Origin of the sequence: Pseudovibrio axinellae (assembly GCF_900110875.1) — a bacterium.
In the GTDB taxonomy this organism is placed as follows: Bacteria; Pseudomonadota; Alphaproteobacteria; order Rhizobiales; family Stappiaceae; genus Pseudovibrio; species Pseudovibrio axinellae.
Genome location: NZ_FOFM01000001.1, coordinates 863261 through 887983, shown reverse-complemented (window position 1 = coordinate 887983; position 24723 = coordinate 863261). Strand labels below are relative to the sequence as shown.

The 24723-nt window shown below is 50.5% G+C and carries 20 protein-coding genes; 10 read left to right on the top strand and 10 right to left on the bottom strand.

The window, feature by feature from the left end:
* Positions 1 to 60: 60 nt before the first annotated feature.
* Positions 61 to 915 carry a TIGR01459 family HAD-type hydrolase gene (locus BMZ51_RS04020; protein ID WP_068005837.1) on the bottom strand — a complete coding sequence of 285 codons (855 nt, stop codon included), beginning with the start codon at positions 913 to 915 and terminating at the stop codon, positions 61 to 63.
* A 171-nt stretch (positions 916 to 1086) separates the two neighbouring features.
* On the opposite strand from BMZ51_RS04020, the gene mutL reads away from it, so the two are divergent.
* A complete protein-coding gene (gene mutL, locus BMZ51_RS04015; protein WP_244271378.1) occupies positions 1087 to 3072 on the top strand; it encodes a DNA mismatch repair endonuclease MutL in 1986 nt (661 codons plus the stop codon).
* Between the two features lie 103 nt (positions 3073 to 3175).
* Here the strand turns inward: mutL and BMZ51_RS04010 are convergent, their stop codons facing one another.
* From BMZ51_RS04010 to BMZ51_RS04000, 3 genes are all read right to left on the bottom strand, one after another.
* Positions 3176 to 4510, bottom strand: a complete 1335-nt coding sequence (locus BMZ51_RS04010; protein ID WP_068005840.1) for a porin — start codon at positions 4508 to 4510, stop codon at positions 3176 to 3178.
* A 734-nt stretch (positions 4511 to 5244) separates the two neighbouring features.
* Entirely contained in the window at positions 5245 to 5805 is a 561-nt protein-coding gene (gene rsmD, locus BMZ51_RS04005) for a 16S rRNA (guanine(966)-N(2))-methyltransferase RsmD (protein ID WP_068005842.1), read from the bottom strand.
* Entirely contained in the window at positions 5802 to 7853 is a 2052-nt protein-coding gene (locus tag BMZ51_RS04000; RefSeq protein ID WP_068005844.1) for a pseudouridine synthase, read from the bottom strand. The genes rsmD and BMZ51_RS04000 overlap by 4 nt, the downstream gene beginning before the upstream one ends.
* 304 nt (positions 7854 to 8157) lie before the next feature.
* Here BMZ51_RS04000 and BMZ51_RS03995 point away from each other — a divergent pair, with 304 nt between their 5' ends.
* The gene (locus BMZ51_RS03995; protein ID WP_082825619.1) at positions 8158 to 8589 is read left to right on the top strand and encodes a nucleoside deaminase; all 432 of its coding nucleotides are present in this window, start codon (positions 8158 to 8160) and stop codon (positions 8587 to 8589) included.
* Between the two features lie 124 nt (positions 8590 to 8713).
* Positions 8714 to 10135 (top strand): SEL1-like repeat protein, encoded by a 1422-nt coding sequence (locus tag BMZ51_RS03990; RefSeq protein WP_068005847.1) that lies wholly within the window; start codon positions 8714 to 8716, stop codon positions 10133 to 10135.
* A gap of 16 nt (positions 10136 to 10151) precedes the next feature.
* Here BMZ51_RS03990 and yddG read toward each other — a convergent pair whose 3' ends face one another.
* A complete protein-coding gene (yddG, locus tag BMZ51_RS03985; protein WP_068005848.1) occupies positions 10152 to 11048 on the bottom strand; it encodes an aromatic amino acid exporter YddG in 897 nt (298 codons plus the stop codon).
* Between the two features lie 242 nt (positions 11049 to 11290).
* On the opposite strand from yddG, the gene BMZ51_RS03980 reads away from it, so the two are divergent.
* Both BMZ51_RS03980 and BMZ51_RS03975 read left to right on the top strand, forming a co-directional pair.
* Positions 11291 to 12031 carry a helix-turn-helix domain-containing protein gene (locus BMZ51_RS03980; RefSeq protein ID WP_068005849.1) on the top strand — a complete coding sequence of 247 codons (741 nt, stop codon included), beginning with the start codon at positions 11291 to 11293 and terminating at the stop codon, positions 12029 to 12031.
* Positions 12032 to 12309: 278 nt separating this feature from the next.
* Entirely contained in the window at positions 12310 to 13419 is a 1110-nt protein-coding gene (locus BMZ51_RS03975; protein ID WP_082825627.1) for a PLP-dependent cysteine synthase family protein, read from the top strand.
* A 23-nt stretch (positions 13420 to 13442) separates the two neighbouring features.
* On the opposite strand, the gene BMZ51_RS03970 is transcribed toward BMZ51_RS03975, so the two are convergent.
* The 3 genes from BMZ51_RS03970 to BMZ51_RS03960 are packed head-to-tail and all read right to left on the bottom strand — an operon-like array spanning position 13443 to position 17412.
* Positions 13443 to 15737 (bottom strand): FdhF/YdeP family oxidoreductase, encoded by a 2295-nt coding sequence (locus BMZ51_RS03970; RefSeq protein ID WP_068005852.1) that lies wholly within the window; start codon positions 15735 to 15737, stop codon positions 13443 to 13445.
* 46 nt (positions 15738 to 15783) lie between these two features.
* Positions 15784 to 16548, bottom strand: coding sequence for a formate dehydrogenase accessory sulfurtransferase FdhD (gene fdhD / locus BMZ51_RS03965; RefSeq protein ID WP_244271380.1), 765 nt, complete (start codon positions 16546 to 16548; stop codon positions 15784 to 15786).
* An 18-nt stretch (positions 16549 to 16566) separates the two neighbouring features.
* Positions 16567 to 17412 (bottom strand): patatin-like phospholipase family protein, encoded by an 846-nt coding sequence (locus tag BMZ51_RS03960; RefSeq protein ID WP_068005854.1) that lies wholly within the window; start codon positions 17410 to 17412, stop codon positions 16567 to 16569.
* A gap of 213 nt (positions 17413 to 17625) precedes the next feature.
* On the opposite strand from BMZ51_RS03960, the gene BMZ51_RS03955 reads away from it, so the two are divergent.
* Positions 17626 to 18390, top strand: a complete 765-nt coding sequence (locus tag BMZ51_RS03955; protein ID WP_068005858.1) for a helix-turn-helix transcriptional regulator — start codon at positions 17626 to 17628, stop codon at positions 18388 to 18390.
* Positions 18391 to 18806: 416 nt separating this feature from the next.
* Here the strand turns inward: BMZ51_RS03955 and purD are convergent, their stop codons facing one another.
* Positions 18807 to 20087 carry a phosphoribosylamine--glycine ligase gene (purD, locus tag BMZ51_RS03950; protein WP_068005861.1) on the bottom strand — a complete coding sequence of 427 codons (1281 nt, stop codon included), beginning with the start codon at positions 20085 to 20087 and terminating at the stop codon, positions 18807 to 18809.
* Between the two features lie 119 nt (positions 20088 to 20206).
* On the opposite strand from purD, the gene BMZ51_RS03945 reads away from it, so the two are divergent.
* Together BMZ51_RS03945 and ubiA are read left to right on the top strand one after the other, a co-directional pair.
* Positions 20207 to 20695, top strand: coding sequence for a hypothetical protein (locus BMZ51_RS03945; RefSeq protein ID WP_068005865.1), 489 nt, complete (start codon positions 20207 to 20209; stop codon positions 20693 to 20695).
* 19 nt (positions 20696 to 20714) lie between these two features.
* Complete coding sequence (gene ubiA, locus BMZ51_RS03940; protein WP_068005868.1) at positions 20715 to 21659, top strand: 4-hydroxybenzoate octaprenyltransferase; 945 nt, start codon at positions 20715 to 20717, stop codon at positions 21657 to 21659.
* Here ubiA and BMZ51_RS03935 read toward each other — a convergent pair.
* On the bottom strand, positions 21656 to 22264 hold the full coding sequence (locus BMZ51_RS03935) for a DUF6101 family protein (protein ID WP_068005870.1): 609 nt from the start codon (positions 22262 to 22264) through the stop codon (positions 21656 to 21658). The two genes, ubiA and BMZ51_RS03935, sit on opposite strands and share 4 nt — an antisense overlap.
* Positions 22265 to 22580: 316 nt before the next feature.
* Between BMZ51_RS03935 and BMZ51_RS03930 the strand changes: the two genes are divergently transcribed.
* Together BMZ51_RS03930 and BMZ51_RS03925 are read left to right on the top strand one after the other, a co-directional pair.
* Positions 22581 to 23924, top strand: a complete 1344-nt coding sequence (locus tag BMZ51_RS03930) for a TldD/PmbA family protein (protein ID WP_068005872.1) — start codon at positions 22581 to 22583, stop codon at positions 23922 to 23924.
* A complete protein-coding gene (locus BMZ51_RS03925; protein WP_068005874.1) occupies positions 23911 to 24705 on the top strand; it encodes a 3'(2'),5'-bisphosphate nucleotidase CysQ in 795 nt (264 codons plus the stop codon). The genes BMZ51_RS03930 and BMZ51_RS03925 overlap by 14 nt, the downstream gene beginning before the upstream one ends.
* The last annotated feature ends 18 nt before the right edge of the window (positions 24706 to 24723 follow it).

Genomic DNA, 24723 nt, shown 5'->3' with positions numbered 1-24723 from the left:
GGTATTTCGTGTGCTCTAAACTAAACTCCTCACTCTTACGTGGGGCGTTCCGTTTCTACGCTACCAGTTCAAGCGCCCCATGAAGCTATGGGTCTCTAAGCCTTCTGCCTGAAGTGTTGGGCGAACGGCGTCGAAATTGTCTGCAAGTTCTGCTGCATGGATGCCATCTGTAAGGAACAGGGCGCTGATGCCTTGTGTATATGCCCCTTTGATGTCTGTCGGAATACCGTCTCCAATTGCAAGTATCTCGCTCCTATCAAGCATCTTGCCTGCATGAGCATTGAGTTTGGAACGGGCCAAATCATAAATTGGATGGAAGGGTTTGCCCGTGATTACAACGTGCCCACCCATTTCTTCATAGAGCTTGGCAAGTGCACCGCCACACCAGACCAGTTTGTCCCCCTGTTCCGCCACAATATCTGGGTTGGCGCAGATCAGTGTGAGGTCTAATTTCAAAAGCTCTTCAAAATGGTCGCGATAATCTTCTGGCTCTTCTGTTTCTCTGTCATTCAAACCAGAACACACGATAACATCGGCAGCTTCTGGGCCGACAAATTCAAAGTTAACTCCATGAAACAGGCCATGATTCTTTTGCGGCCCGATATGATAAACTCTTGCGCCTTCAAGTTCTCTAAGGTCAGCCTGCACAACATCACCTGATGAAACGATGCTATCATAGCAACTCTCAGGTACACCCATTCTTTGAAGATGTGCTGCAATTTCATGCGCAGGGCGCGGTGCATTTGTGATCAATACAACAGGTCGGCCATAGTGCTTCCGATAGGTCTCCAGAGCTGTGATTGCCTCTGGAAAGGCACTGACTCCATTGTGTAATACACCCCAAACATCGCATAAAATACCGGTAAACTCCTCTGCAATTTGGTGGAGGCCTGATATCGGATCGTGTTGCTTCATAAGTTGTTCTCTTGGAGTAAATTTAGATACACTCTTGAAAAATGAGCTGAGTTGAGCCAAATCCTCATACTCTGAGCAGATTGAAGTGACAAGTCAGTGTAATCATCGCTCACTCAGCATCAAAAATGAACACGCCGAGTGTTCACGCAGGCTATTTGGATGCGCCATTAGATGCAGACCAAGTTAAACGGAGCGATTATGGCGGTAAAACAACTCAGCGATACGACAATCAACAGAATCGCCGCTGGTGAGGTTATTGAGCGGCCAGCAAGTGTTGTTAAAGAGCTGGTTGAGAATGCAGTCGACGCCGGCGCAACACGTATCGACATTGTCACAGCATCCGGCGGAAAAAGCCTGCTGCGTATCACCGATGATGGCGCGGGTATGACTGAAAGAGACCTTCAGCTGGCCGTCCGTCGTCACTGCACCTCAAAGCTGCCTGAAGATGACTTGATGGACATTCGCACAATGGGGTTCCGCGGCGAAGCGCTGCCATCCATCGGTGCGATCTCCAAATTAGAAATCACTACACGCCATGCCAGTGAGCCTCATGCCTGGAAAATTGAAGTCGAAGGTGGCCAAAACAGCGATATTGAACCTGCTGCACTCAACAAAGGCACGCGTGTAGAAGTTAAAGACATCTTCTTCTCCGTACCCGCGAGATTGAAGTTTCTTAAGTCCGACCGCGCCGAAGCCACTGCAATCACAGAGATTATCAAACGGATCTCACTAGCAAATCCAACCATCAGGTTTACTCTCTCAGGTTCAGATCGACGGTCTTTAGAGTTCCCAGCATGTACGGGTGATGATGCGGACCTAGCGCGTATTGGTCAGATTCTGGGATCTGAGTTCACTAAGAATGCAATGGAAATTGAAGCATTGCGCGAGGGCGTTCATCTGTATGGATACGCTGGCCTGCCTACATTTCACCGGGCAAATTCGCAGCACCAATTTTTCTTCGTAAACGGACGACCTGTACGCGACAAACTGCTGCTGGGCTCTTTAAAGGCTGCATATTCCGATGTGCTCTCCAGAGATCGCCATCCGATCGTTGTTTTGTATATTGATTTGGACCCACACCAGGTAGACGTGAACGTGCATCCAGCTAAGGCTGATGTCCGGTTCAGAGATGGGCAACTTGTAAGAGGCTTGCTGATCGGTGCACTAAAAAGTGCCTTCGTTCAGTCCGGCTTTCGGGCTTCCACCGCAAATACGAACTCTGCAATCAACGCAATCCGCCCTATGGGCCAAAACGCTGGGTTTAATGTGCATAGCGGTGCAGCGGCACATGGTGCGCAGGGCCATACAACGAGCACTCAGAACTATTCTTGGCAAAACTCCTCAAATCGACCAATTGTGCAGGGCCAGATATGGAATGCTGCCGATATCCCTGAACCTGGTGAGACTGAGACACAGCTTGGCCTCATGGAAGCTGCCAGCCCCTACCATGCGCCTGGCCTTCCAAAAGGGGCAGCTTTTAAGAGCGGGCAAGATGGACAGCAAGCCTACCAATTTGTTGATGCACCATCGGCAGATGCAAGAGCGCACGGACACGAACCCACATCTGACCGGGAACATTTTCCACTTGGTGCAGCGCGGGCGCAGCTGCATGAAACATATATTGTATCCCAGACCAAAGATGGATTGGTGATCGTTGATCAACACGCAGCCCATGAGCGGCTGGTCTATGAGAAGCTGAAAGAAGATCTGGCAAAAAGCGATGTGCCGCGGCAAATACTCTTGATTCCTGAAGTGGTAGACCTGCCAGAAGAGGATGTCGGGCGTCTTGAAGAGCGCGCGGCCGAGCTTGAAGAGGTTGGTCTGGTCCTGGAACGCTTTGGCCCTGGAGCAATTGCAGTGAGGGAAACGCCCTCCATCTTGAAGCGCTTGAACATTAAAGCGCTGATATCTGATCTTGCCGATGATTTTGCAGAGTTTGATAGTTCCACGCGCATTCGTGAAAAACTCGACCTCGTGGCTGCAACGATGGCCTGTCATGGTTCAATCAGGGCGGGTCGGAGAATGCGACCTGAGGAAATGGACAACTTACTGCGTGATATGGAGGCTACGCCGAAATCTGGGCAATGCAATCATGGCCGCCCAACGTGGATAGAACTGAAGCTCTCCGATATAGAGCGTCTTTTTGGGCGTCATTAGCGGTTTTGAGCGAGCCAAAACCAGATGAGGCGGACCAATGGTCCGCCTCATCCAGTTCGTGTTTTCGATTACACCAGTAATCGACGGGTTCTGACATGTGGCCTCAGAAGTCCCTTTGAACACGGATTAGGACAGAAATGATATCCTGCTGGCCAAGTGGGCGTGTTGGGTTTCCATCATTGAGTTCGTAATCTGGGAACAGATCACCCAAGCCTACGTTGCGGTATGCGACTTCGGTACCGATCTCGAAGCCATTCACTGGAGTCCAGCCGATCTTACCTACAACATCCCACTGGTTTTGGTTCCAAAGGTGGTATGGGCGAGCGTTAGCAAAGGAAGCCTGGAGTGCAGCATTCCACTCAGGAGTGAAGTCAGCTTGGAAGCCCCATGCGACGGACCAACCCGTTGTGATGCCATCTTCGCCATCTGTTTGAGCTGTTGCGTCCCAATTAACATTCTGCCAATCGCTGTTCACATAGCCCATAGCACCTTGGGCGTATGTCGCTTGGACAACAGCCTGGAAGCCTGAAACGTAATTTGTGAACCATGGCAGGTTAAACTCGATACCACCACCGATGGCCCATCCGAGTTTTCCAGATGGATAAGATTCAAGATAGCGAATCTCTGAGAGGGCACCCATGATCTGAGCAGAACCCCAACCTTGATCTAGTCGGATATTGGCGACCAGATCTGGGAAGCGCATACCGCCATAGCCTTGATTGTAAATATTAGTATCGAAGAAAGTACTCGAACTATAGTCTATCTGGTTTAGGTACTGACCAGTAAAGAGATCTTGCTGCCGAGCAGTTCTGTCTTCCACAGACCAGCTGGTGGACAAACCATTGCCAAGGTCAAAGGTATAACCAGCAAGCCATAAGTTCTGATCAGAATATGCAACAGTGGTGATCGCACCGTATGCATAACCAGTCCAGAAGTCATAGAAGGATTGGGCGCGGCCAACAGTCATTCCGCCAAACTGGATGAATGCATAGTCAAGCGTCATCACTGTGTTGTCTTGATCAACACCAAAGGAACCTACTGGTCGGTTCACGAAGGGATCGGAGCTGTCGTCCTGGATGAAGCCAGGCGTGTCGACAGTACCGAATAGATCAATATAAGCACGCAACAAGCCATATTCTGTTTGAGTCCGGGCGTCCATCCGGATGTAGCCACGTGCACGTGTGGATGTTGAATTTCTGAAACGCTCAGACCAGTCGCTTGGGGCCGCCCCAAAGTTGTTGAAACGGTATTCAGCACGAACACGACCGCGAATTCTTAAACAAGTATCAGTGCCTGGAATATAGAAATATCCAGTACCGTAAGCGTCACAGATCTGGACATATTCTACTGGCTCCGGTGCAACGGGAAGATCGGCTGCAAGGACCGGAGTGGCACTCATCATAAGCGCTGCTACCGCGCTAGTTGTAAAATGGCGCATAATTCGACTCCTAAATCGGGTTGAAACCCACTCCTCAAACAAGGTTAATTGACAAAACTACTTAAGGCGGCCCAATGCTGCCTAAGCAAAACTAATATTATTGTTGTTACGCGAATTCCCTGCTGCAATTGATGCCAGTAGAATGCCTTTTATGCAATAATTACTCTCAAAATAACCTAGAGTTATCAAAGTAATCGATGCCGCTGTTTCATTCCTGCAACGCTTTTAGAATAAAATCCGTAAAAATAACAAGTAGATAATCAGGGACGGTTCGTTGGAATTAAGTCGTTGTTATTGTTTGTTAAAAAATCATTTAGTAGATCTCTGCGTGTTTCTATATGCAGTCTGCGCTCGTCGAATCAATGGCCCATTAGGAATGGGCGTCTCTTAGCATACGAATACCACTGATAAGTAAAGTGGTAGTATTTACATGTATTATGGTTTTGAGCGGGTTTGGGGAATTTGCGCTCTTTAGAAAGCAGACGCGTTGCTTCGTTATGTGTGAACCAGAAACAATCATTGCCTTGGGTTTCAGCTCACCCACGAGGGCGTCGAGCGTTGGAGTGCAGGCTCTCTCGCTCTGATGTCAGCTCACACAGCGCGATCCAAAGTGGGCCTGCCGTTTGAAGGGAGTGCGAGAGCGCGGTGTTGTCGGACTGCCCATAAAAAGAAAGCCCTCCCGAATCTAATCCGGAGGGCTTACTCAATGTCTTTATATATGTGTCGGCTCTGTTCTATATACCGGTATACCTGAGAATGAGGATCTGGCTGTCGCCAGCATGGCGAACATCGAGGCCCTCAAATCCCTCAGGGATCACAGGAGTGACGCTAGCATCTTCTTCCCAGACGCAAAGCGCACCTGTATTGAGCCAGCCGCCAGCAACAGCACTCGCCAATGCCTTTTCACCCAGCTCCTTGCGGTAGGGGGGATCAAGGAACACAAGGCTGAACGGCGCAATCGTGCCGGCTTCACCTAGAGACGTTGCATCACGGCGCAAAATCTTTGTGGCGCCCATCAGACCAGTAGTCTCGACATTTCGGCGGATGAGCCCACGCGGCTCTACTGCGTCCTCAACAAAGACACAGTATTTGCCACCACGGCTCATTGCTTCAAGACCAAGGGCACCGGTACCTGCAAACAGATCCAGAACTCGTGCATCCTGTACTGGGTTGTCGTAGGCATGCGCCAGCACGTTAAAGATCGTCTCCCTCAACCGGTCACTGGTTGGGCGCGTATCTTGTGTCTTAGGTGTAGCGAGCGCAGTTCCACGAAATCGGCCAGCAACAATTCTCACGATTTTCTGCCGCCTTTATGACCGCGAGGAGTAAAGGAACGTTCGCCGCCGGCGCGGTCTCCGCGTGCTTTATCACCGCCAAAGCCCTTGTTAGAACGTGGACCTTTGCTGAAGCTACGGTTTTCACCATCGCGTCCACCTTCACGCGGGCCTTTGCTGAAGCCGCGCTTGTCGCCATCGCGTCCGCCTTCACGTGGGCCTTTGCTAAAGCCGCGCTTGTCGCCATCGCGTCCGCCTTCACGTGGGCCTTTGCTGAAGCCACGCTTGTCGCCATCGCGTCCGCCTTCACGTGGGCCTTTGCTAAAGCCGCGCTTGTCGCCATCGCGTCCGCCTTCACGTGGGCCTTTGCTGAAGCCACGCTTGTCGCCATCGCGTCCGCCTTCACGCGGGCCTTTGCTGAAGCCACGCTTGTCGCCATCGCGTCCACCTTCGCGTGGGCCTTTATTGAATCCACCGCGTTTTTCATCAGTCGGTGCATCATCACGAGAACGGCGGTTAGAGAAGCGGCGCTCGCCTGGGGTTGGGCCGGTGTCACCTTTGTAGCCCGCATTGTCTGATGGGTTAAAGCCACCAGTGCGGCGTCCGTCACGTTGTGGTGCCTCTGCCTCAGCAGTGCGTTTCGTACCGCCATGGGCCAAATCAAACCCACCGCGTTTCGTGCGGGTGCCAAAGCGGCGCTCTTCTGGTTTCCGCTTCTCGTTTTGCTGCCTGTTGTCAGAGTCATCAGGGCTTGGTGTGTAAGAATCAACACTGCCGTCAGCACTGAAGACGCGGCGAGGTTTGCCTGCATGGCCGCCACGTTCGTTGCTGCCAAAGCGGGAAGGGCCAGCCTTGCGGTCACGATCACGGTCGCCAAACGGTTTGCGATCACGGTCACGATCACCAAACGGCTTACGCTCTCGATCACGGTCACCAAAAGGTTTGCGTTCACGATCGTTATTACGATCACCAGATGGCTTGCGGTCGCCAAAGGTTGGTTTCACACCAACATGTTTGCGATCACCAAATGGGTTGCGCTCAGAGCGCTCGCCATCGCCCTCTTTTTGGTCTTTGCCATGACGCAAAGGCTTTTTATTGTGTTTGGCGAGCACTGCAGCTGCATCTTTTGCGCTGATCCAGCCTCCGCCTGCACCACCAGAAGACTTTTTCTTCTTCTTAGTTTCAGCAGACTTGCTCGTGCGAGAAGCCATTTGGTTGATGATAGGAGCATCAAAATCAAGGTCAGCATCTGTAACAATGCGCTCACCAAGCTGATCGCGCAGCACACGGCCCTTAATTTCCTGCAGTTCGCCATCACCAAGGTCAGCCAGCTGGAACGGACCGAATGAAATGCGGATAAGGCGGTTCACGGATAGATCAAGGTGTTCCAGAATGCGCTTGACTTCGCGGTTCTTACCTTCACGCAGGCCAATTGTAAGCCAAACGTTATCGCCCTTTTCAGTGTCCAATGTCGCTTCAATCGCGCCATAAAGTACACCATCAATGGCAATACCATCTTTAAGAGCATCCAGCTGCTCTTGGGTCACCTTGCCAAAAGCGCGCACGCGATAGCGGCGCAGCCAGCCAGTTGCAGGCAGTTCAATCACGCGGGAAAGGCCGCCGTCATTGGTCAGCAGCAACAGGCCCTCAGTGTTAATGTCCAATCGTCCAATTGTCACAACACGCGGCATGTCAGTTGGCAAAATGTCAAAGACGGTTTTGCGCCCTTCAGGGTCCTTGTTTGTCGTAACAGTGCCCCGCGGCTTATGGAAAAGCCAAAGGCGGGTGCGCTCACGTGTCGGCAATGCCTTGCCATCAACAAGCACTTTGTCTTTTTGCGTTACGGTGACTGCTGGTGTTTCGAGCACCGTACCGTTCACACTCACGCGGCCAGCTTCAATCCAGCTTTCTGCTTCGCGGCGGGAGCACAAGCCCGCGCGTGCCATTGCTTTGGCGATCCGTTCGCCGGCAACAGTTACAGTTGGCGTTTGTTTTGCGCTGGAGGATTTTTTGGTCTGCTCGCCGGATTTGCGGGGGGAGCTAATTGGTTTTTTACCGCTGTTCTTCATTGGCTCTTGCCCGGCGAACCGGGGCCTTTAACTTTCTACACTCTGACCAGATACACTGGATGGGCTCACATAGGCGTCACCGCCTTGGCCGTCCAGCAGTCTGTCAGATGTCTCACAATACATTGGTGTCGTCATCGGTTCATAACCTAAGCAACACTGGTTGGCAAAGGGACAAAGGCAGTCCAGCAGGTTTTTTTATTTTTTTGTCTGCGTAAACTCTCGGATCACTTGCACAAATGATGACAGCTTGAGCGATCAACGTTAGCTTGCGCTTATGAAGACACCCACATTGAACTCAACATATATGGACCAGGCACTGGATGAGGCTCGTGCAGCTGAGAGGCGCGGCGAAGTCCCCATCGGTTGCATTGTGGTTAAGGATGGCAAGGTTTTGTCTGCGGCAGGCAATCGAACCCTTGAACTTAACGACCCCACCGCCCATGCAGAAGTACTGGCCATCCGCGAAGCCGGAAAGCAGCTCGGCTCTCAGCGGTTGGAAGGTTGCGACCTCTACGTAACGCTGGAACCCTGCCCAATGTGTGCCGCCGCCATTTCCTTCGCTCGCATCCGCAGGCTTTATTATGGAGCAGGGGATGCCAAAGGCGGCGCTGTAGACCATGGCGTGCACCTCTACTCTTCCCCAACCTGTCACCATGCCCCCGATGTCTACTCCGGCCTCGCCGAAACCGACTCCGCCGCAATGCTAAAGACATTCTTTAAGGGCAAGAGGGAGTAAGTGGAGCGTTTAAACTAACTGCATGCTCATTCAATTTATTATGTCGTGATAAAATTTTAGATTCGTACGGTACGCTCTGTTTCATTTTTCGTTCTCTTAAAAATTGCTATTTTAGGAAATACAAATGCTTAGGAAATGCCTGTTTTTTTTCTTCGTTGCACCACTCCTTTATTTATCAGTCTTGTTGCCGCTCGCTGCCAATGGTTCAGATTTCGATGTCATCAAAGAGGCAGCTCAGAATGGCAACCCGAATTCACAATTTGAACTTGGGAAAAAGTACGTTACTGGCGATGATGTACCTAGAGACTATGAAGAAGCAGCCAAGTGGTGGCGTTTAGCTGCAGACGCAGGTTACCCTAACGCCCAAAATAGTCTTGGTGTTCTGTATGCCATAGGGAAGGGCTTGCCACAGGACTACGAAGAAGCAGTTAAATGGTATCGCCTTGCTGCTGACCAAGGCTATGCGGTCGCGCAATTCAATCTCGGGAAGGCCTACATTCGTGGGCGAGAGGTGCCACAGAACTATGCAGAAACAGCCAAATGGTATCGCCTTGGAGCTGAGCAGGGCCACATAGGGGCTCAGTTCAGTCTTGGGCGCATGTACGTCAAAGGGCAATCTAAGAAGAAAGATCTTGTTGAAGCTGTTAACTGGTTTCGTATGGCCGCAGAACAGGGCCATTTGAAGTCACAAGTTCTCCTCGCGGAGGCTTATTCAAATGGGTCTGGTGTTCCTCAAGATTATAGTAAGGCAGCGAAATGGCATCGCCTTGCCGCTGATCGGGGCTTTCCCTCATCGCAGAATAATCTCGGGCAATTGTATGCAGATGGGCGTGGCGTGCCACAAAGTTATAAAGAGGCCGCCAAATGGTATGGCCTTGCCGCGGAGCAAGGTAATGTTTATGCGCAAAATAACCTCGGCACGTTGTTGGAAGCCGGAAAAGGGTTGTCAAAAGATTATACTGAAGCTGCAAAACAGTATCAATTGAGTGCTGAGGCTGGGTTGGCTGGAGGACAATATAATCTTGGGAGGATGTACTACTTAGGTCTTGGTGTTCAAAAAAATATAGCCAATGCTGAACAATGGTGGCGTCTAGCCGCAAACCAGGGAGATGCTGACGCACAGAATAATCTGGGTGCAATGTACGATATCGGAGAGTTCGTAGTTAAGGATAAGGTCGAAGCTGTAAAATGGTACCGTCTCGCTGCTGCGCAAGGTGATGCGAATGCCCAACTCAGTCTTGGAATTTTGTACGAGGTTGGCGAAGGTATACCGCAAGACCATGTACAAGCTGCAAAATGGTATCGCCTTGCTGCTGCGCAAGGCAATGTTTCTGCACAAAGCCAAATCGGGATATCATTCGCTTTGGGGCGGGGCGTAAAACAAAATTATAAAAACGCATATTTATGGTTTTTTCTTGCAGCTGAAAATGGAGATAAAGATGCTGTCCAAAACAGGGAGAAGGTTGCAATGCAGCTTACATCTGAGGAAATAGAAGAGATCAAGCAGGAAGCGGCAGGGTACCTCTCAAAAATGAAAACGAAGTGAGGCTTCAGTCTCACTTCTATCCCTTTGCTGCTCTCTTTGCCGCAATCAATGAGCCGCCAGCAATGGCAAGTGCTGCGATAATGACGTTGGCTTCCAGCGTGCCCTCACCAAACATTATCAGCAGAAGTGTTGAGATCAGGGGGGCGCCATAGGCGAACACGCCCAGCAACTGTACATTTCCATGCTTGACCCCAAAGTCCCAAGTGTAAAACGCAATGCCCACGGGGCCCAGACCCAAACCAACAACCGCGATGATTTGGGTGAGACTTGAAGGAACGGCTGTCTGTTCCCACAAAAAGTGTGAGGACCAGCCAAGCAGGGCGGTTAGCGCACAATAGCCAATCACAGCGTCTGAAGAGGTGTTTTTAATCAGACGGCTCAAAACAGAGTAACTGGACCAAATAAGCGCACACCCTGCGGCGGCCAGATAACCAATCAGATACTCCCACTGCAAGTTGCCTGCAGCGTTGTTCCAACCCAGCAAAACCCAGTAGCCACCAAGTGCGATGAGCGCCCCGCTCACATGCCACCGGGTGAGGGTTTCATCGGGTAACAGAGCAGAGAACAATACGATGAGAAGCGGCCAGATATAGGCAACCAAACCAGCTTCCACAGCAGGTGCGTTTTGCAGGGCAACGAAATAAAGGGCATGGAAGCCAAACAAACCGCCAACACCAAGGAGCCAACCGGTCAATGGCAGCTTTAAGATGGAGCTTACATCGGCTTTCCCAGTCAACAGCTTGCCAGATAAGGTGAGGGTGGCGATCGTAAACGTCATTGCCAGCAATTGAAACGGCGGAAACTGATCACCCGTCAACTTGGTCAAAATCGCAAGTGTGCCCCATAGTAAAATGGAAATGCTGCCGATCATTGTTGCAGGACGCGCTGGGCCTGTTGGTTTGGTGGTGTGCATGTGAAAGTCTGCCTAAAAACAAGGTCTTGTAAGTTGGTCTGATACCAAAGCCAAAGTGGGGCAGGTGGTGCCAGCATGAGTGCGTCGATCTTGAACCACTTTGCGGAAAATGCACTTAGGCAAAATGGGAAATAGATTTTCTTTTTGAGATTTTCAAAACTACGTTATATCTCTGAGCGAAAGGTTCGCTTAGGGCGATCAGGCCGATAGGTCTGTATCCTTCTGATACGTGGAAATACAATATGTCGTTTCAAGCCGTTATTCGTGAATATGACAAGTTGGAACTTGGGCATCGCCATGACTTTGCTCAGGCGGTTATTCCGCTGCACGGCGCAATGGATATAGAAATCGGCGGTCACTTCAAGGAATTGAAAGTAGGTTCTGTTGGCCTCATCGCACCCCAAACCTTGCATGACAGCGAAACATCCTTCGGCAGCCGTTTCCTAGTCATTGATGTGGGGGATAAGGCCGCGATCACACAGTTTTTCCGTGCTTCAAATGACAGCCATCTGCACCTTTCTACCCTTGCTCAAAAGTATGTGACCTTCCTTGTCTCTCAAGCAGAAACCATGAAGGTCAACGCACACGAAACATCGCTCCTTCTCAACACGGCCCTAGAGCTGGCGACGAGTCAGAACACCGGTGTATCTGCAAGAAATGCAGTCGATAAACGGTTGGAGAAAGTAAAAGCTCAACTTCCGGATCACTCCAGAATTTCGCAGTTGGCGAAAGAACAAGGGTTTTCGGTGAGCAGCCTGCAAAAGAATTTTAAAGCCTGTTTTGGTAATTCACCAAAACAGGTGCAGCTAGAGCTTCGCCTCAAACAAGCTTTGGTTCTGCTTAGGTCATCCAATCAATCAATTTCGTCAATAGCCTATGAGATTGGCTATGAGAATGCATCATCCTTCACAAATATCTTCAAGAAGTATTATGGTCTGACGCCATCAGACTATAGAAATCAGCAAAATTCAACGCCTTGTTAAGGTCTCTGTAAGATGTGCGATCTGCAGGATTGGTGACGCCGGTAAGGATGGTGCGACGTAGACTGATTTATGTCCCAATTGATCGTGATGCTATCTTTAATATACTGGTGTATCTAATATAATTTACGAGAATTATTGATTTTCAGCGTCTGCTTTACTCTCTGTTTTACACGGCTGTGCTAGGTCCATGTAATAGCCGAGCGGCGCCGGTCGTGCTTGGCTGGAAGAGATGCGCCGCATTTATGGTAGAGAGCTTCAAAGGTAAGTCAGGCGTTACAATGCTGGAGTTAAACAGTCACGAAAACATCAGGACCCCCGCTGAAATAGCATGGGCCTTACAAGCCATAAAGAACATTGAGGCGGACTATCAGCGTTCAGCCGATACAAACCTGATCAAGCTTGAAATTCCTAAGCTGGCAAAGGCGGGTATTGATCTTTACCTCAAGGATGAAAGCGCCCACCCCAGTGGGAGCCTTAAACATCGGCTGGCGCGTTCTTTACTGCTCTATGGCATCTGCAATGGTTGGATTAGTGAAGGTACTGTGATTGTGGAAGCCTCCTCCGGCTCGACCGCGATCTCAGAAGCCTATTTCGCACGCCTTATTGGCAGCCGGTTCATAGCCGTTGCCCCCAAGGCAACAGCCTCGGAAAAAATAAGAGAAATAGAGGCGCTTGGGGGCGAGGTGCATCTGGTGGAGCCCAGCCAGATCTACTGTGAAGCCGAACGCTTGGCAAAGGAACTGGGCGGTCACTATATGGACCAGTTTACCTATGCAGAGCGGGCCACAGATTGGCGCGGAAACAATAACATTGCACAAAGTCTCTTTTCGCAGATGAGCCGGGAACGCTTTCCAGCTCCAAACTGGGTTGTGACGAGCGCTGGAACAGGTGGCACCTCAGCCACGATCGGGCGCTATATCAGGCTTCATATTGAGGAGTATTCCAACACTCAACTATGTGTCGTTGACCCAGAAAACTCCGTGTTCCATGAGTTCTATCGCAACAGAGACCCAAACATTGTCAGGCACAAATCATCCCTGATTGAGGGGATTGGCAGACCAAGAGTTGAACCCTCATTCATGCCTGATGTGATTGACCGGATGATTGATGTTCCTGACGCCGCCAGCATCGCCACGATCCGTTGGTTAGAGGGCGTTATCCTGCGCAAGTGCGGAGGTTCAACAGGGACGAACCTTTATGGCTCTTTGGCATTGGCCAGAGAAATGATGCAAAACAAACAGGAAGGTTCGATTGTGACCCTCATTTGTGACGGTGGAGAGCGGTATCTCGACACACTTTACAATGATGAATGGGTCGCCAGCAAAAATCTGGACCTTCTCCCCTACCTGCACAAGCTGATTGACTTTGCCGAAATTGAGAGCATGTAAACCGTAAGCGGGCTCATGTGATGTTACGTTCGCCTGCGAGATTTGGTCAAAACCACAGGAATGGCCTTGCTAGTTGGCGTTCCTGATTGATCGCCAGTTGAGTAGACAGGAAACAGCACGTTGACCTCAGGAAAATAGGAGGCAATGCTTCCCTCTGGGATCTCATAGGGCACGATCTGGAAGTCCAGTGCGCGTCGGTTCCTGCCGTCTTCGCTTATAGTTGCAATATCCACTTTCGCCCCTGCCGCAAGTCCTGCGCGACGCATATCAGTCGGGTTAATGAACACCACCTTGCGTCCACCAAAAATCCCTCTGTAACGGTCATTTTGGCTATGTACACTCGTGTTGAACTGGTCAATAGAACGTATGCTTTGCAACGTGAATGTCAGCTTTTTCGCCTTAGCTGTCTTTTGCAGTGTAGTTGCAAGTGGGAGTGGATAGCCAGAGAACATTGCTCTGCCGGACCCTGTTGCCCAAGTGCCTCCTGAATGACGCGGACTTGCATCAAACCCGCTTGGAGAGCGGAGCTGGCTGTTAAACCCAGTGAAACCGGAGAGAACCTCTTCAATTTTCTCCCTGATGTGGTCGTAGTCACTCTCCATTGTGGACCAGTTCACGTCCTTGTTGCCCAAAGTTGCACGGGCAAGCCCACAAATGATTGCGACCTCAGACTTCAAACTCTCAGATGCTGGAGGACGGAAACCGTAGGAGGCGCGGACCTTGGAAAACAAATCCTCCACGCTTACCAGCTGCTCACCCATGCGCTGCTCATCAACCTCTGTACGCCCCAGACAAGGTAAGATGTAGGACAAAGACCCGGGCATTAAATGGCTTCGGTTCAGTTTAGTTGCAATATGCACAGTGAGGCGACATTTACGCATTGCCTCTTCTGTCAGGTCTGTGTCTGGTGCCGCACGGGTAAAGTTTCCTCCAAGCCCAAGGAAGATCCGCACCTTGTTTTCATTCATCAGCTTAACGGTCGCAGCCGCGCCTGCTCCATCGTCCTTAAGCACTTCAAAGTTGAACACCTGCTCCAACGACTCAAGAAAAGACTCTTGCGGTGAGGAGCTGACACCCATCCGGCGCATACCTTGCGCATTAGAGTGTCCCAGCATTGGGCAAGCGCCAGCTCCCAGCTTGCCAATATTGCCGCACAGCAACAACAAGTTCATGATTTCGCGCAGGCTTGCAACCGAGTGTTTGTGTTGGCTGAGGCCTGTCCCCCATGTGATGATGGGGCGGTCTGCTTGCACGTAAATCAGCGCCGCTTGTTCAATCTCATCGCGTGTTAAGCCAGATTGGTCCTCAATATCTTTCCATGGCGTAAGTTCAATGGCCTTTTCGTAGCTTTCAAACCCGTTGCAGTTTTCTTCAATAAACACCCTGTCGATGAGGCTGTGAGTAAGAATGCGCTCATATTCCCACGTCAGGATCGCTTTCGCCATTCCGCGCACGGCTGCCATATCCCCGCCCGACTTGGGGGTGAAAAAGTGACTTGCAATTGGGGTGGACCCGAACCGCATCATTTCCAATTGGTTTTTCGGGTCGGAAAAACGCTCAAGCCCACACTCTTTAAGCGGGTTGAAGGAGACCACTTGGGCACCGCGCCGATTTGCGCTGCGCAGTTCATTGAGCATGCGCGGATGGTTAGACCCAGGATTATGGCCAAATATAAATATCGCATCGGACTTGGCAAAGTCTTCGAGCCGTACAGTGCCGAAACTGCTACCGATTGCTTCCTCCAGCGCAATGTGGCTGGCTTCATGGCACATATCTGTGCTTGATGGGAAGTTATTGGTGCCGTAAAGGCGGCCAAACAGCTGATAAAGGAAGGCTGCTTCATTGCTGGTGCGTCCAGAGGCGTAAAACACCGCCTCTTTCCGCTCTTTCAGAGCGCGTAGCTCGGCTCCGATTTCCTTGAAGGCCTCAGCCCAAGTGATTTCGCTGTAGCGATCTGTCATCCTGTTGTAGCGCAAAGGTGTTGTTAGACGCCCTTGATCTTCAAGGTCAAAGTCGGAAAATGTCTGTAGCTCGGAGACCGTAAACTCTTGAAGGAATGGCTCCGTGACCCGGTTTTCGCAAATTTCACGAGCGACCGCTTTCACACCGTTCTCGCAAAATTCGATAGAGCTAGGCTCCTCGGGGACACCCCAAGCACACCCCGGGCACACAAACCCGTCAGGCTGATTGGTTTTAAGAACTGTCTTGAAACTTGAAGGAATCGACGTGCTTTGCAAAAGTGCCTGACCACAGCTCCAAACAGCTCCCCAACCACCGGCTGAAGCCATTGGTTTTTTTACAATAATTTTGTCAGACACGCCAGCCTCCTCAGGCTTTCAAATCGCCTACGAAAATAATCAGAGGCTAGCTGTAGCGTGTGAAGCTGTATCCACGGTTGCAACTATAAAGATTTAAACAATTCTCTTGGGCAAGTTTTACAGCCAAATCGCTGGGCGTTGCCATGACGGCAAGCGTTCCCACACGCGCACTGACCGCCTTTTGCACCAGATCGGAACTGCACCGGCTTGTCGTGATAACCATATCAAACGGCTTACCGCTGCGCAGGCCGGCCCCTAGCGCTTTGTCCATTGCGTTATGGCGGCCAATATCCTCGCGCACCTCCAAGATATTGTCTTCGCAGCATATTGCAGCAGCGTGCAGACCGCCCCCGTAGATGCCATTGAGCGTTTGCTTGGACTGCATCGCTTCAAAAGTGGCACCAATGCTCTGTGTCGTTGGGGCTGGGTGGGGAGAAAGCGGCGTGAGCGTGCGCAGGGCAGCACGAATACTGTCCAGCCCACATAAACCGCAACCGGAGGTTCCAGTCATAAGACGTCTGCGCTTAAGGGCTACAAAGAACAGCTCATCATCAATCTGCAGGTTGACGCTTTTTCCTTCGTGACCGTATTCATGCAGCGTGATGGCCAGTACATCGCTAAAGTTTGAAACGATTGACTCGCTAATGGCAAAACCAGCGGCAAAGTCCTCAAGGTCCTCAGGCGTTGCCATAAACACAGCAAAACCTTCGCCGTTCAGCGTTATCGCGATCGGAGCTTCAGGCGGCAGTTTTCTATTGTTATCACTCAATGTTTGTTGCTCAGGGTCCAGAATAGACACCCCAGACTCCACTTTTTTCAATTTTGCTTCCTATGAGCTTAGGTAGTTCTCGATCTTCTGGTCAAGCTCAACCTTCACCATGTCCCGCAAAGAGGCGCTGTCCTCTAAGATCTCGCGGGCTTTTAAGAAATCAAGTACTTGATATTGTTTTATGTTTGGGAAAATAGAGAGGTCAGGTTCCCGGATCTTCAGTTTTTCCTGAGAAATGGTCCGCATAAGAATTTGTGTTGCGCCAAATACGCTTTCGGTCGCACTTGGCAGGAGGCGTTTGTCATCTCTTTTGGGCGTTCCCACCACGTCAACGGCAATTACCAGATCACAGTCGTCCGGCAACACATCAAATGGTAGGGGATTAACAACACCTCCATCGATAAGAACGGTGTTGTTCAAGTGCACAGGCTTGAAGACAAAAGGAATTGCGATGCTTGCTGAAACCGCATCGATTAAGTTCCCTTCACTAAAGCGAACTTCCTCTGCCTTAAAGTAGTCAGCTGCAATGGCTTGAAACGGGATATCCAGCTCAGAAAAGTCATGCTTCAACGCATTGCCGATGAAAACCTCAAGCACGCGTTTTGAATCAAACTGCCCCAAACGAGATTTTCCACCAAGCAAATCCTTAAAACGTTTGGGCATGCTTACTTCCACAAGCTTGCCCAACACTTTTTTCCATTCCCCAAGAGTTTCAAGAGTGAAGGCCTCAAGCTGATCCCCGCTCATACCTCCGGCATAGGCGGCGCCGATCAGAGCACCAATCGAAGTGCCGGTTATGGCATGCGGCGTAATGCCCATGTCATCGAGCGCTTGTAAAACAGGAATGTGAGAGAGGCCCCGTGCACCTCCGCCACCAAGGGCAATGCCAATCCTAGGACTATTCATTGAACACATGACCCTTCATTATCTATCAATAAAATATAAGTGTTCTTGCCTGCTTTCCAATTGAAAGCCACGCAAAATACGGTAATAATCATAAGCGGCGATCTCTAAGAAGCAAGATACTGGGAGTGAAGCAAGCCTATCAATTGGTTCATTGACTGCAAAGCTGTACAACTTAATCTTCAGCTTTGTAGTTCCAAACGCACGGTGGAGATTATGAACTATTCCATGGGCAATCTGGCGAGTATGGACAGTAATCTTATACAATTTACTCAAGGGCTATGGAACTGCTCTAGTGTGCAGAGCCGCTGGGATGAACTGACAAAATTTGCTGCGCATCTTGGTTTCGAAAAAGGGGCCTATATCATCGTGCCGCGCGTTGAAGGACGTGTGGATGATCGTCAGCCGGTTTGCCTGTCCAACCATTCCCTTGACTGGCTCGACCACTACAACAGTAATCATTATTACTTTAAAGATCCAGGTATGGACCATCTGTTAAGTGGTCAAAAGCAGGATCAACTCTGGACTGATTATACTGTCAGCCCCACAGAGAAAGTTGATCAGGACTTTTTCTGCGACCTCAATTCTGCCGGGTTAAAGTACGGCGTGACTATTCCGCTTGAATGTACGAACAACCACTTGATCGGTGGGGCAAGTTTTGCGTCCTGTGAAAGCACGCAATTGGGGTTTGAGAGCCAGATGGTTGCCAAGTACCCAATCTTAAAAGGTGCATTGGAGATTTTTCATTCTTATGTGCAGGAACCCGACACGCTCAGTGATTTTTTTGGTTTTTCGCCGCGCGAGCATGAGTGTCTTCTTTGGTTGACGGCGGGAAGAACAAATAAAGAGATTGCACATATTCTCTCTCTCTCTGAAAAAACTGTAGAGCATCACATTAAACGAGCCTGCAAGAAGCTGCATGTGACCAATCGTACACATGCTGTTGCACGTGCAATGACCTTCCAGTTGCTTTCACCGTGAAATAAATTGCCCAAAGCAGGTTTAGTACGCTTTTCGAAGTACGCAGTATACCGTACCTAAAGTGTGCCCGACGGAGAAAACACAGAAAACAGCGCTTTTGAACTCTTCAGCATTTGCCACTCAGGGAAAATCCCCCATTGTTGTGAGCCTTGCATTTATGCATACTTACGCTTGCTGGAGGTTACACTTTGGCCCCTGCGTGACACATTTTGCGCTTCATGTAGGTGCTTGTTGTAGTTTATTAATTTGATCTGATGGTTGGGGCACAGGCTGTCGTTGCCCGAACGAATAGTGTAGCAAATTACAACTCCTCCGAAGCTTGCTTCGGAGGACTTTTTTTATCCGCCATTCTGCATAAAAAAGAGCGGCTGAATGAGCCGCTCCAATACCTGTTCTTGGTGCCTGAAAATGGCAGGTTAGTTCTGTTGCTCGCGCTCTACTGCCCGCCAGCCGATGTCTTTGCGATAAAAACCTTGTGGCCAGTCAATTTTCTCAACTGCGGCATATGCTTTTTCGCGTGCTTGTGAAACGGTTGCAGCGCGTGCAGTAATGTTCAACACACGACCACCATTCGCCAGCAACTTTCCATCATTTGACACAGTGCCTGCATGGAAAATTTCAACATCTGGGTCGTGAGCAGCCTCATTTACACCTTTAATCTCGCTGTGCTTGTCATAGGAACCAGGATAGCCGTTGGTCGCCATAACAACAGTGATTGCAGGGTCATTGTGCCATTCAGCGTCAACCAGATCCAGCGTACCCTCCGCACAGCCAAGAAGAATTGGCAGCAGGTCTGTTTTTAGGCGCATCATCAGAACCTGACATTCAGGGTCCCCAAAACGCACATTATACTCAATCAGCTTTGGGCCGTCCTTGGTGATCATCAGGCCAGCATAAAGCACGCCTTTGAACGGGCAGCCTTGAGCTTTCATATCTGTAATGGTGGGGCGAATGATTTCTTCCATTACCCGCTCTGTCATGTCATCGGTCATGACAGGTGCAGGGGAGTAAGCGCCCATGCCGCCTGTGTTAGGCCCTTCATCGCCATCAAAGGCCCGCTTATGGTCCTGCGCAGTTGCCAAAGGCAGAGCATTTACTCCGTCAGAAAGAACAAAGAAGCTGGCTTCTTCACCTTCAAGAAACTCTTCAACAACAACTTCAGCACCGGCATCACCAAAGGCTCCATCAAAACAGCTGTCGATCGCATCAAGCGCCTCTTGCATGGTCATTGCAATAATGACGCCTTTACCCGCAGCAAGTCCGTCGGCTTTTACAACAATCGGCATATCTTGCTTACGCGTATAGGCTTTCGCCGCTTCCGCATTATCAAAGCGACCATAGGCTGCGGTTGGAATGTTGGCTCTTGCGCACATATCCTTTGTAAAGCCTTTTGAGCCTTCCAAACGTGCTGCAGCAGAAGAGGGGCCAAACACGCAAAGTTCAGCGTGTGTGAGGCTATCCGACAGGCCATCAACCAAAGGACCTTCGGGACCAATCACGACAAAATTGATGTCGTGTAGCCGACAGAACTCGATAACACTGCGGTGATCGGTCAAGTCAAGTTCGATGCATTTAGCAAATTGCTCGATACCAGCATTCCCGGGAGCAACATACAGCTCGTTAAGCACAGGAGACTTTGCCAAAGACCATGCCAGCGCATGTTCACGCCCGCCAGAACCGATCAGCAGAATATTCATAGAGTTAAACCCTGAATTTAGAAGGGAACAGGTTCCCCAGTTGTGCGTCTAGATTGTGATGCTGCCTGTAGCATGTGTATCGCTGACAGTAAACGAACAACAGCTCTGGAGAACGCCAAATGCCTCGTCTATCAGTCGAACTGTTGCTGGTTACGCCACTGTTTATGAGAGAGTTCTTTGAATTGCTCGCAAAGTGGGGAGAGCAAGACACTCTCTCTGAACCCGTTTTGTCGCTGGAAGAAACCGCTCGCAGGCTCCTTGTGGACCCAAGTGCCGGTCAGGCATGGCTGATTCGAAGCGGTGGTAAGAGTCTCGGGTTTGCACTTGTGAGCTATCGCTTTAGTGTTAGGTCTGGTGGAAAGGTCGGTTTTATCGAACAAGTTGCGCTTGCTCCCATCGATGGCGTGGAACAATTTTTGCCAGCCATATTGCAGGAACTTGAGGACGATCTGGCACAAAAATCGGTCGTAAAGATGGAAGTTTCATTGAAAAGGCCGGGAAGGAAGCGCAGAAAACGGTTCTTTGAAGAGTTTGGCTTCTTGACGCAAAGTGTTGATCTGTTGGAAAAGGTCATTCCATATAATGAGGAGTTTCCTCTCAATTTTTAGCCGATACGGTGGGGCGTGAATGTTCAAGACCAAAGACACTGGACCAGTTGCAGATGCAGTAAAGCGTCATTGGGTTGATACAACTTTGCCGCCTGTTTTGCGCCCCTTTGCCCGCCTTGCACGCTGGGAGCGGCCAATCGGCTGGTGGCTGCTTATGTGGCCGTGCCTCTGGTCTCTCTCTCTTGCTTCCAATGTGACAGGAGCAGCGCTACCGAACATCTGGTACGCCTTTCTGCTCTTTATTGGTGCTGTCGCGATGCGTGGTGCTGGTTGCACCTATAACGATATCGTTGACAAAGACATCGATGGCAAGGTTGAACGAACCCGTTCCCGACCCATTCCATCTGGACAGGTCTCAAGCAGGCAAGCTAAAATCTTCATGCTGCTGCAAGCGCTTGTTGGACTGGTTGTGCTTCTGCAATTCAATTCATTTACAGTGATACTTGGGATTTCATCCCTCGCAATTGTTGCAGCTTACCCCTTCATGAAACGCGTTACTGACTGGCCTCAATTTGTTCTGGGTCTTGCATTCTCATGGGGCGCTTTAATGGGGTGGGCAGCTGTATTCGGCAGTCTGTCACTTGCTCCCCTATTGCTTTATTGTGGCGGGATCGTTTGGACCATCGGCTACGATACAATCTATGCTCATCAGGACAAAGAGGATGATGCCTTGGTCGGTGTTCGCTCAACGGCGCGTTTGTTTGGCGAAAAGACCCGGCAGGCCCTGGTCATTCTTTATGGGGCAACCGCATTACTGTTTGCTGGTGCCTTTTTTGTAGCTGGAAGCGGCCCACTAGCGTTCGTCGGCCTTGTTGTGGGAGCGCTTCACCTCCTCAATCAGATCCGGGTTTTGGATATTGATAATGGTGATCAATGCCTTGAGTTGTTCAAGTCAAACTCAACCTTTGGACTGATCCTGTTCGTTGGTTTGGTGTCCGACGGTCTGGTTACCTATTACCTTTAAAACTCACGGCGGCGAAGCCGCGTAAATCGACGCGAGCTTGCAATTACTTTTTGCAAGCGCGTTGGTCTGCCAGGGTCACGTCCAGCGTGAGAATGTGGTCGGCGCCCAGTGAGTGCTCGCAGTTTTCTGCGTGGCAATGGTTCGCCTTGAGAGCAGGTGTTGAGCCCAAGTCGTGCCAACTTCGATGTCCCATCGCTGTCAATCGTCAGAAGCGGCAGCACCAAAGCACCAGACCATGCTTCCCAATGGTCTGCAGCTTGTTCGATGCTGCTACTGGCATAAATGGGAATGCTTAGTGCGTGATCGCGGTGCAGTAAAAAGACTTCGTACTTAATATCTCCACTCCTGTCGTTCACCGTTGCCTTCGCACCAATTCCTGAATAGGAGCCAAGGGGGACAGTAAGCGTGAGCGGAAGGCCACACATTTCGCGTCGTATAAGGACCTTGTCCGGATCTATACGAATATCAGAAATGTTAATGCCTGGGGTATCAAGGAGATCGTCAGGGAGTTCCGCTTGCAGGCGGTACGGCAAAGACACGTTAACGCGATTAACATGGTTGTCGTTGCTTGCATGGCTTGAAAACTGCGAATTATCGTCGATCACGGAACTGCCCCTCCCTCTACATATGCAGAGGTTTCAATTCAATCTCTTATCAAACTAGCGAAAAATTACAGGATAGAACCTGCCTAACTCCTTAACTTGCATAGTTAAAAACAACTGACTGCAAAGAGGCTTAGTGAAGGTTTTCCGAATATGATAAAATTGTAAGCATACTTACGTGAGTTGACGTTCACAGCCTCCAATATCAAAAGTCCAGCTGAATTCTTGCGTAAAGCTGCGCTAATCGTGGTGGGTGTGCTTGCTCTTCAGACAGGCTCGTCCTAAACACGAAGAATAAGACAACTGGAGGTCCATGCGAATGACTGACGCAATTGCCGATTCAAAGCTTGAAGAACAAGCATTAAGCTTGGTCAAAGCTGCAAAAGCAGCGGGCGCTGATGCAGCAGACGCACTCGCAGTAACGGGAATGTCACTGTCTGTCTCCGTGCGCGAAGGAGCGGTTGAAAGCACCGACCGCGCCGAAGGCAATGACGTAACCCTGCGGGTTTTTGTCGGCAAACAAGTCGCTAGTATTTCCTCCAACGCCAGCGATGATCCCGCACAACTTGCTGCACGCGCCGTTGAGATGGCAAAAGTTACGCCTGAAGATCCGTTTGCAGGCCTAGCTGAACCAGAGCGTCTCCTGAAGAAAATCCCTTCCTTGGATCTTATGGATCCGCGCCACGTAAATGCCGAAGAACTGACAAAAGCGGCATTGGATGCTGAAGCAGCAGCCCTTGGCGTTCAGGGCGTCTCCAAATCCGGCGGGGCTGGTGCAAGTTGGGGGCTCTCCGGGATCGTGTTGGCAACCAGTGACGGCTTTGTTGGTGCCTATCAACGCTCCCGCTCAGGATTCTCAATGACTGCGATTGCAGGTGAGGGCACCGGCATGGAGCGCGATTACGAATTTGACTCCCGCACCTACTGGGAAGACCTGATGCAGCCTGAGGACGTGGGCCGTATCGCTGGTGAAAGAACTGTTCGCCGCCTTAATCCCCGTCAGATTAAAACCTGTAAAGCACCTGTCGTTTATGAGCCTCGTGCTGCGCGTTCCTTGCTGGGACATTTTGCAGGCGCAATTAACGGTGCATCGATCGCCCGGGGCACCAGCTTCCTCAAAGAGCAAATGGGGCAGCAGGTGTTTGCAAAAGGCATCACCATTTCGGATGACCCATTTAAGGCGCGCGGAGGCGGAACTGCTCCGTTTGACGCCGAAGGTACTGGTGCGCAGTATCTTGATATGGTCGAGGATGGCATGTTGGCGCACTGGTTCCTGGATGGTTACAGCGCACGCGAACTTGGTTTGCTTTCAAACGGTCGTGCACGCCGTGCTGGATCGAGCACCTCCCCAGGTGCAACGAACCTGACACTCCATGCCGGTGAAAAAAAACCAGAAGAAATCTTAAGAGAAATCGGCGAAGGTCTCTTGGTGACGGACTTGATCGGTCATGGTGCAAACGGCGTAACGGGTGATTACTCACGCGGAGCCTCTGGCTACTGGGTTGAAAATGGCGAGATCGCCTATCCAGTGAGCGAAGTCACCATTGCAGGGAACCTCAAAGACATGTTCCTTAATCTGACACCGGCTTCCGATCTGGATGATCGATATGCAGTTGCAACGCCAACAGTGGTTATCGAAGGAATGACGATTGCCGGAAGCTGACACACACACTCTTCAGGACGATCTGGAGCTGCTGGTCTCAGCAGCTCTGAAGGGCGGCGAAATCGCTCTTTCTTATTTCGGAAACTCCCCGAAAAACTGGACCAAAGAAGGCGATTCACCAGTGTCTGTCGCAGACATTGAAGTTGATTTGTTCTTGTCATCTACCTTGCGGGAAGCACGCCCTCAATACGGTTGGCTTTCAGAAGAGACCACGGATGATTTGGTGCGCAAAGAATACGAGACCGTCTTCATTGTTGATCCAATTGATGGCACCAGAGCCTTCTTAAATGGTCGCGATGAATGGTGCCTCTCTCTGGCCGTGGTCACGAACGGGCGTCCGACAGTTGGCGTGATCTACTGTCCAATACGCGAAGAGCTTTACACAGCCGTCTGCGGAGCAGGAAGTCATCTCAACCGGCAAAAAATCTCCGTTTCAGATAAGCAGTCTGTGCCGGGATCCTATATCGCTGGCCCGGTTAGCTTCCTTGAAAAGGAAGGTGTAAAGCGCGAACAGATTCGTTTTAGCCCCTATCTTGGGTCTTTGGCCTATCGCTTTGCACTTGTAGCCTGTGGGAAATTGGACGCGGGTCTAGCACGCGCAAGAGCCCGGGACTGGGACCTTGCCGCAGCGGATTTAATTATCAGTGAGGCCGGAGGCCAGTTGGTAGACTTGTCTGGATCGACCCTATGCTACAATAAAACTAAAACAAATCACCCCGGACTAGTGGCATCTTCTGCCAAACTGTTTAAAAGGCTTCAGGGAATATCCGTAGAGGATTAGTCCTTGTCGGTATCCGGT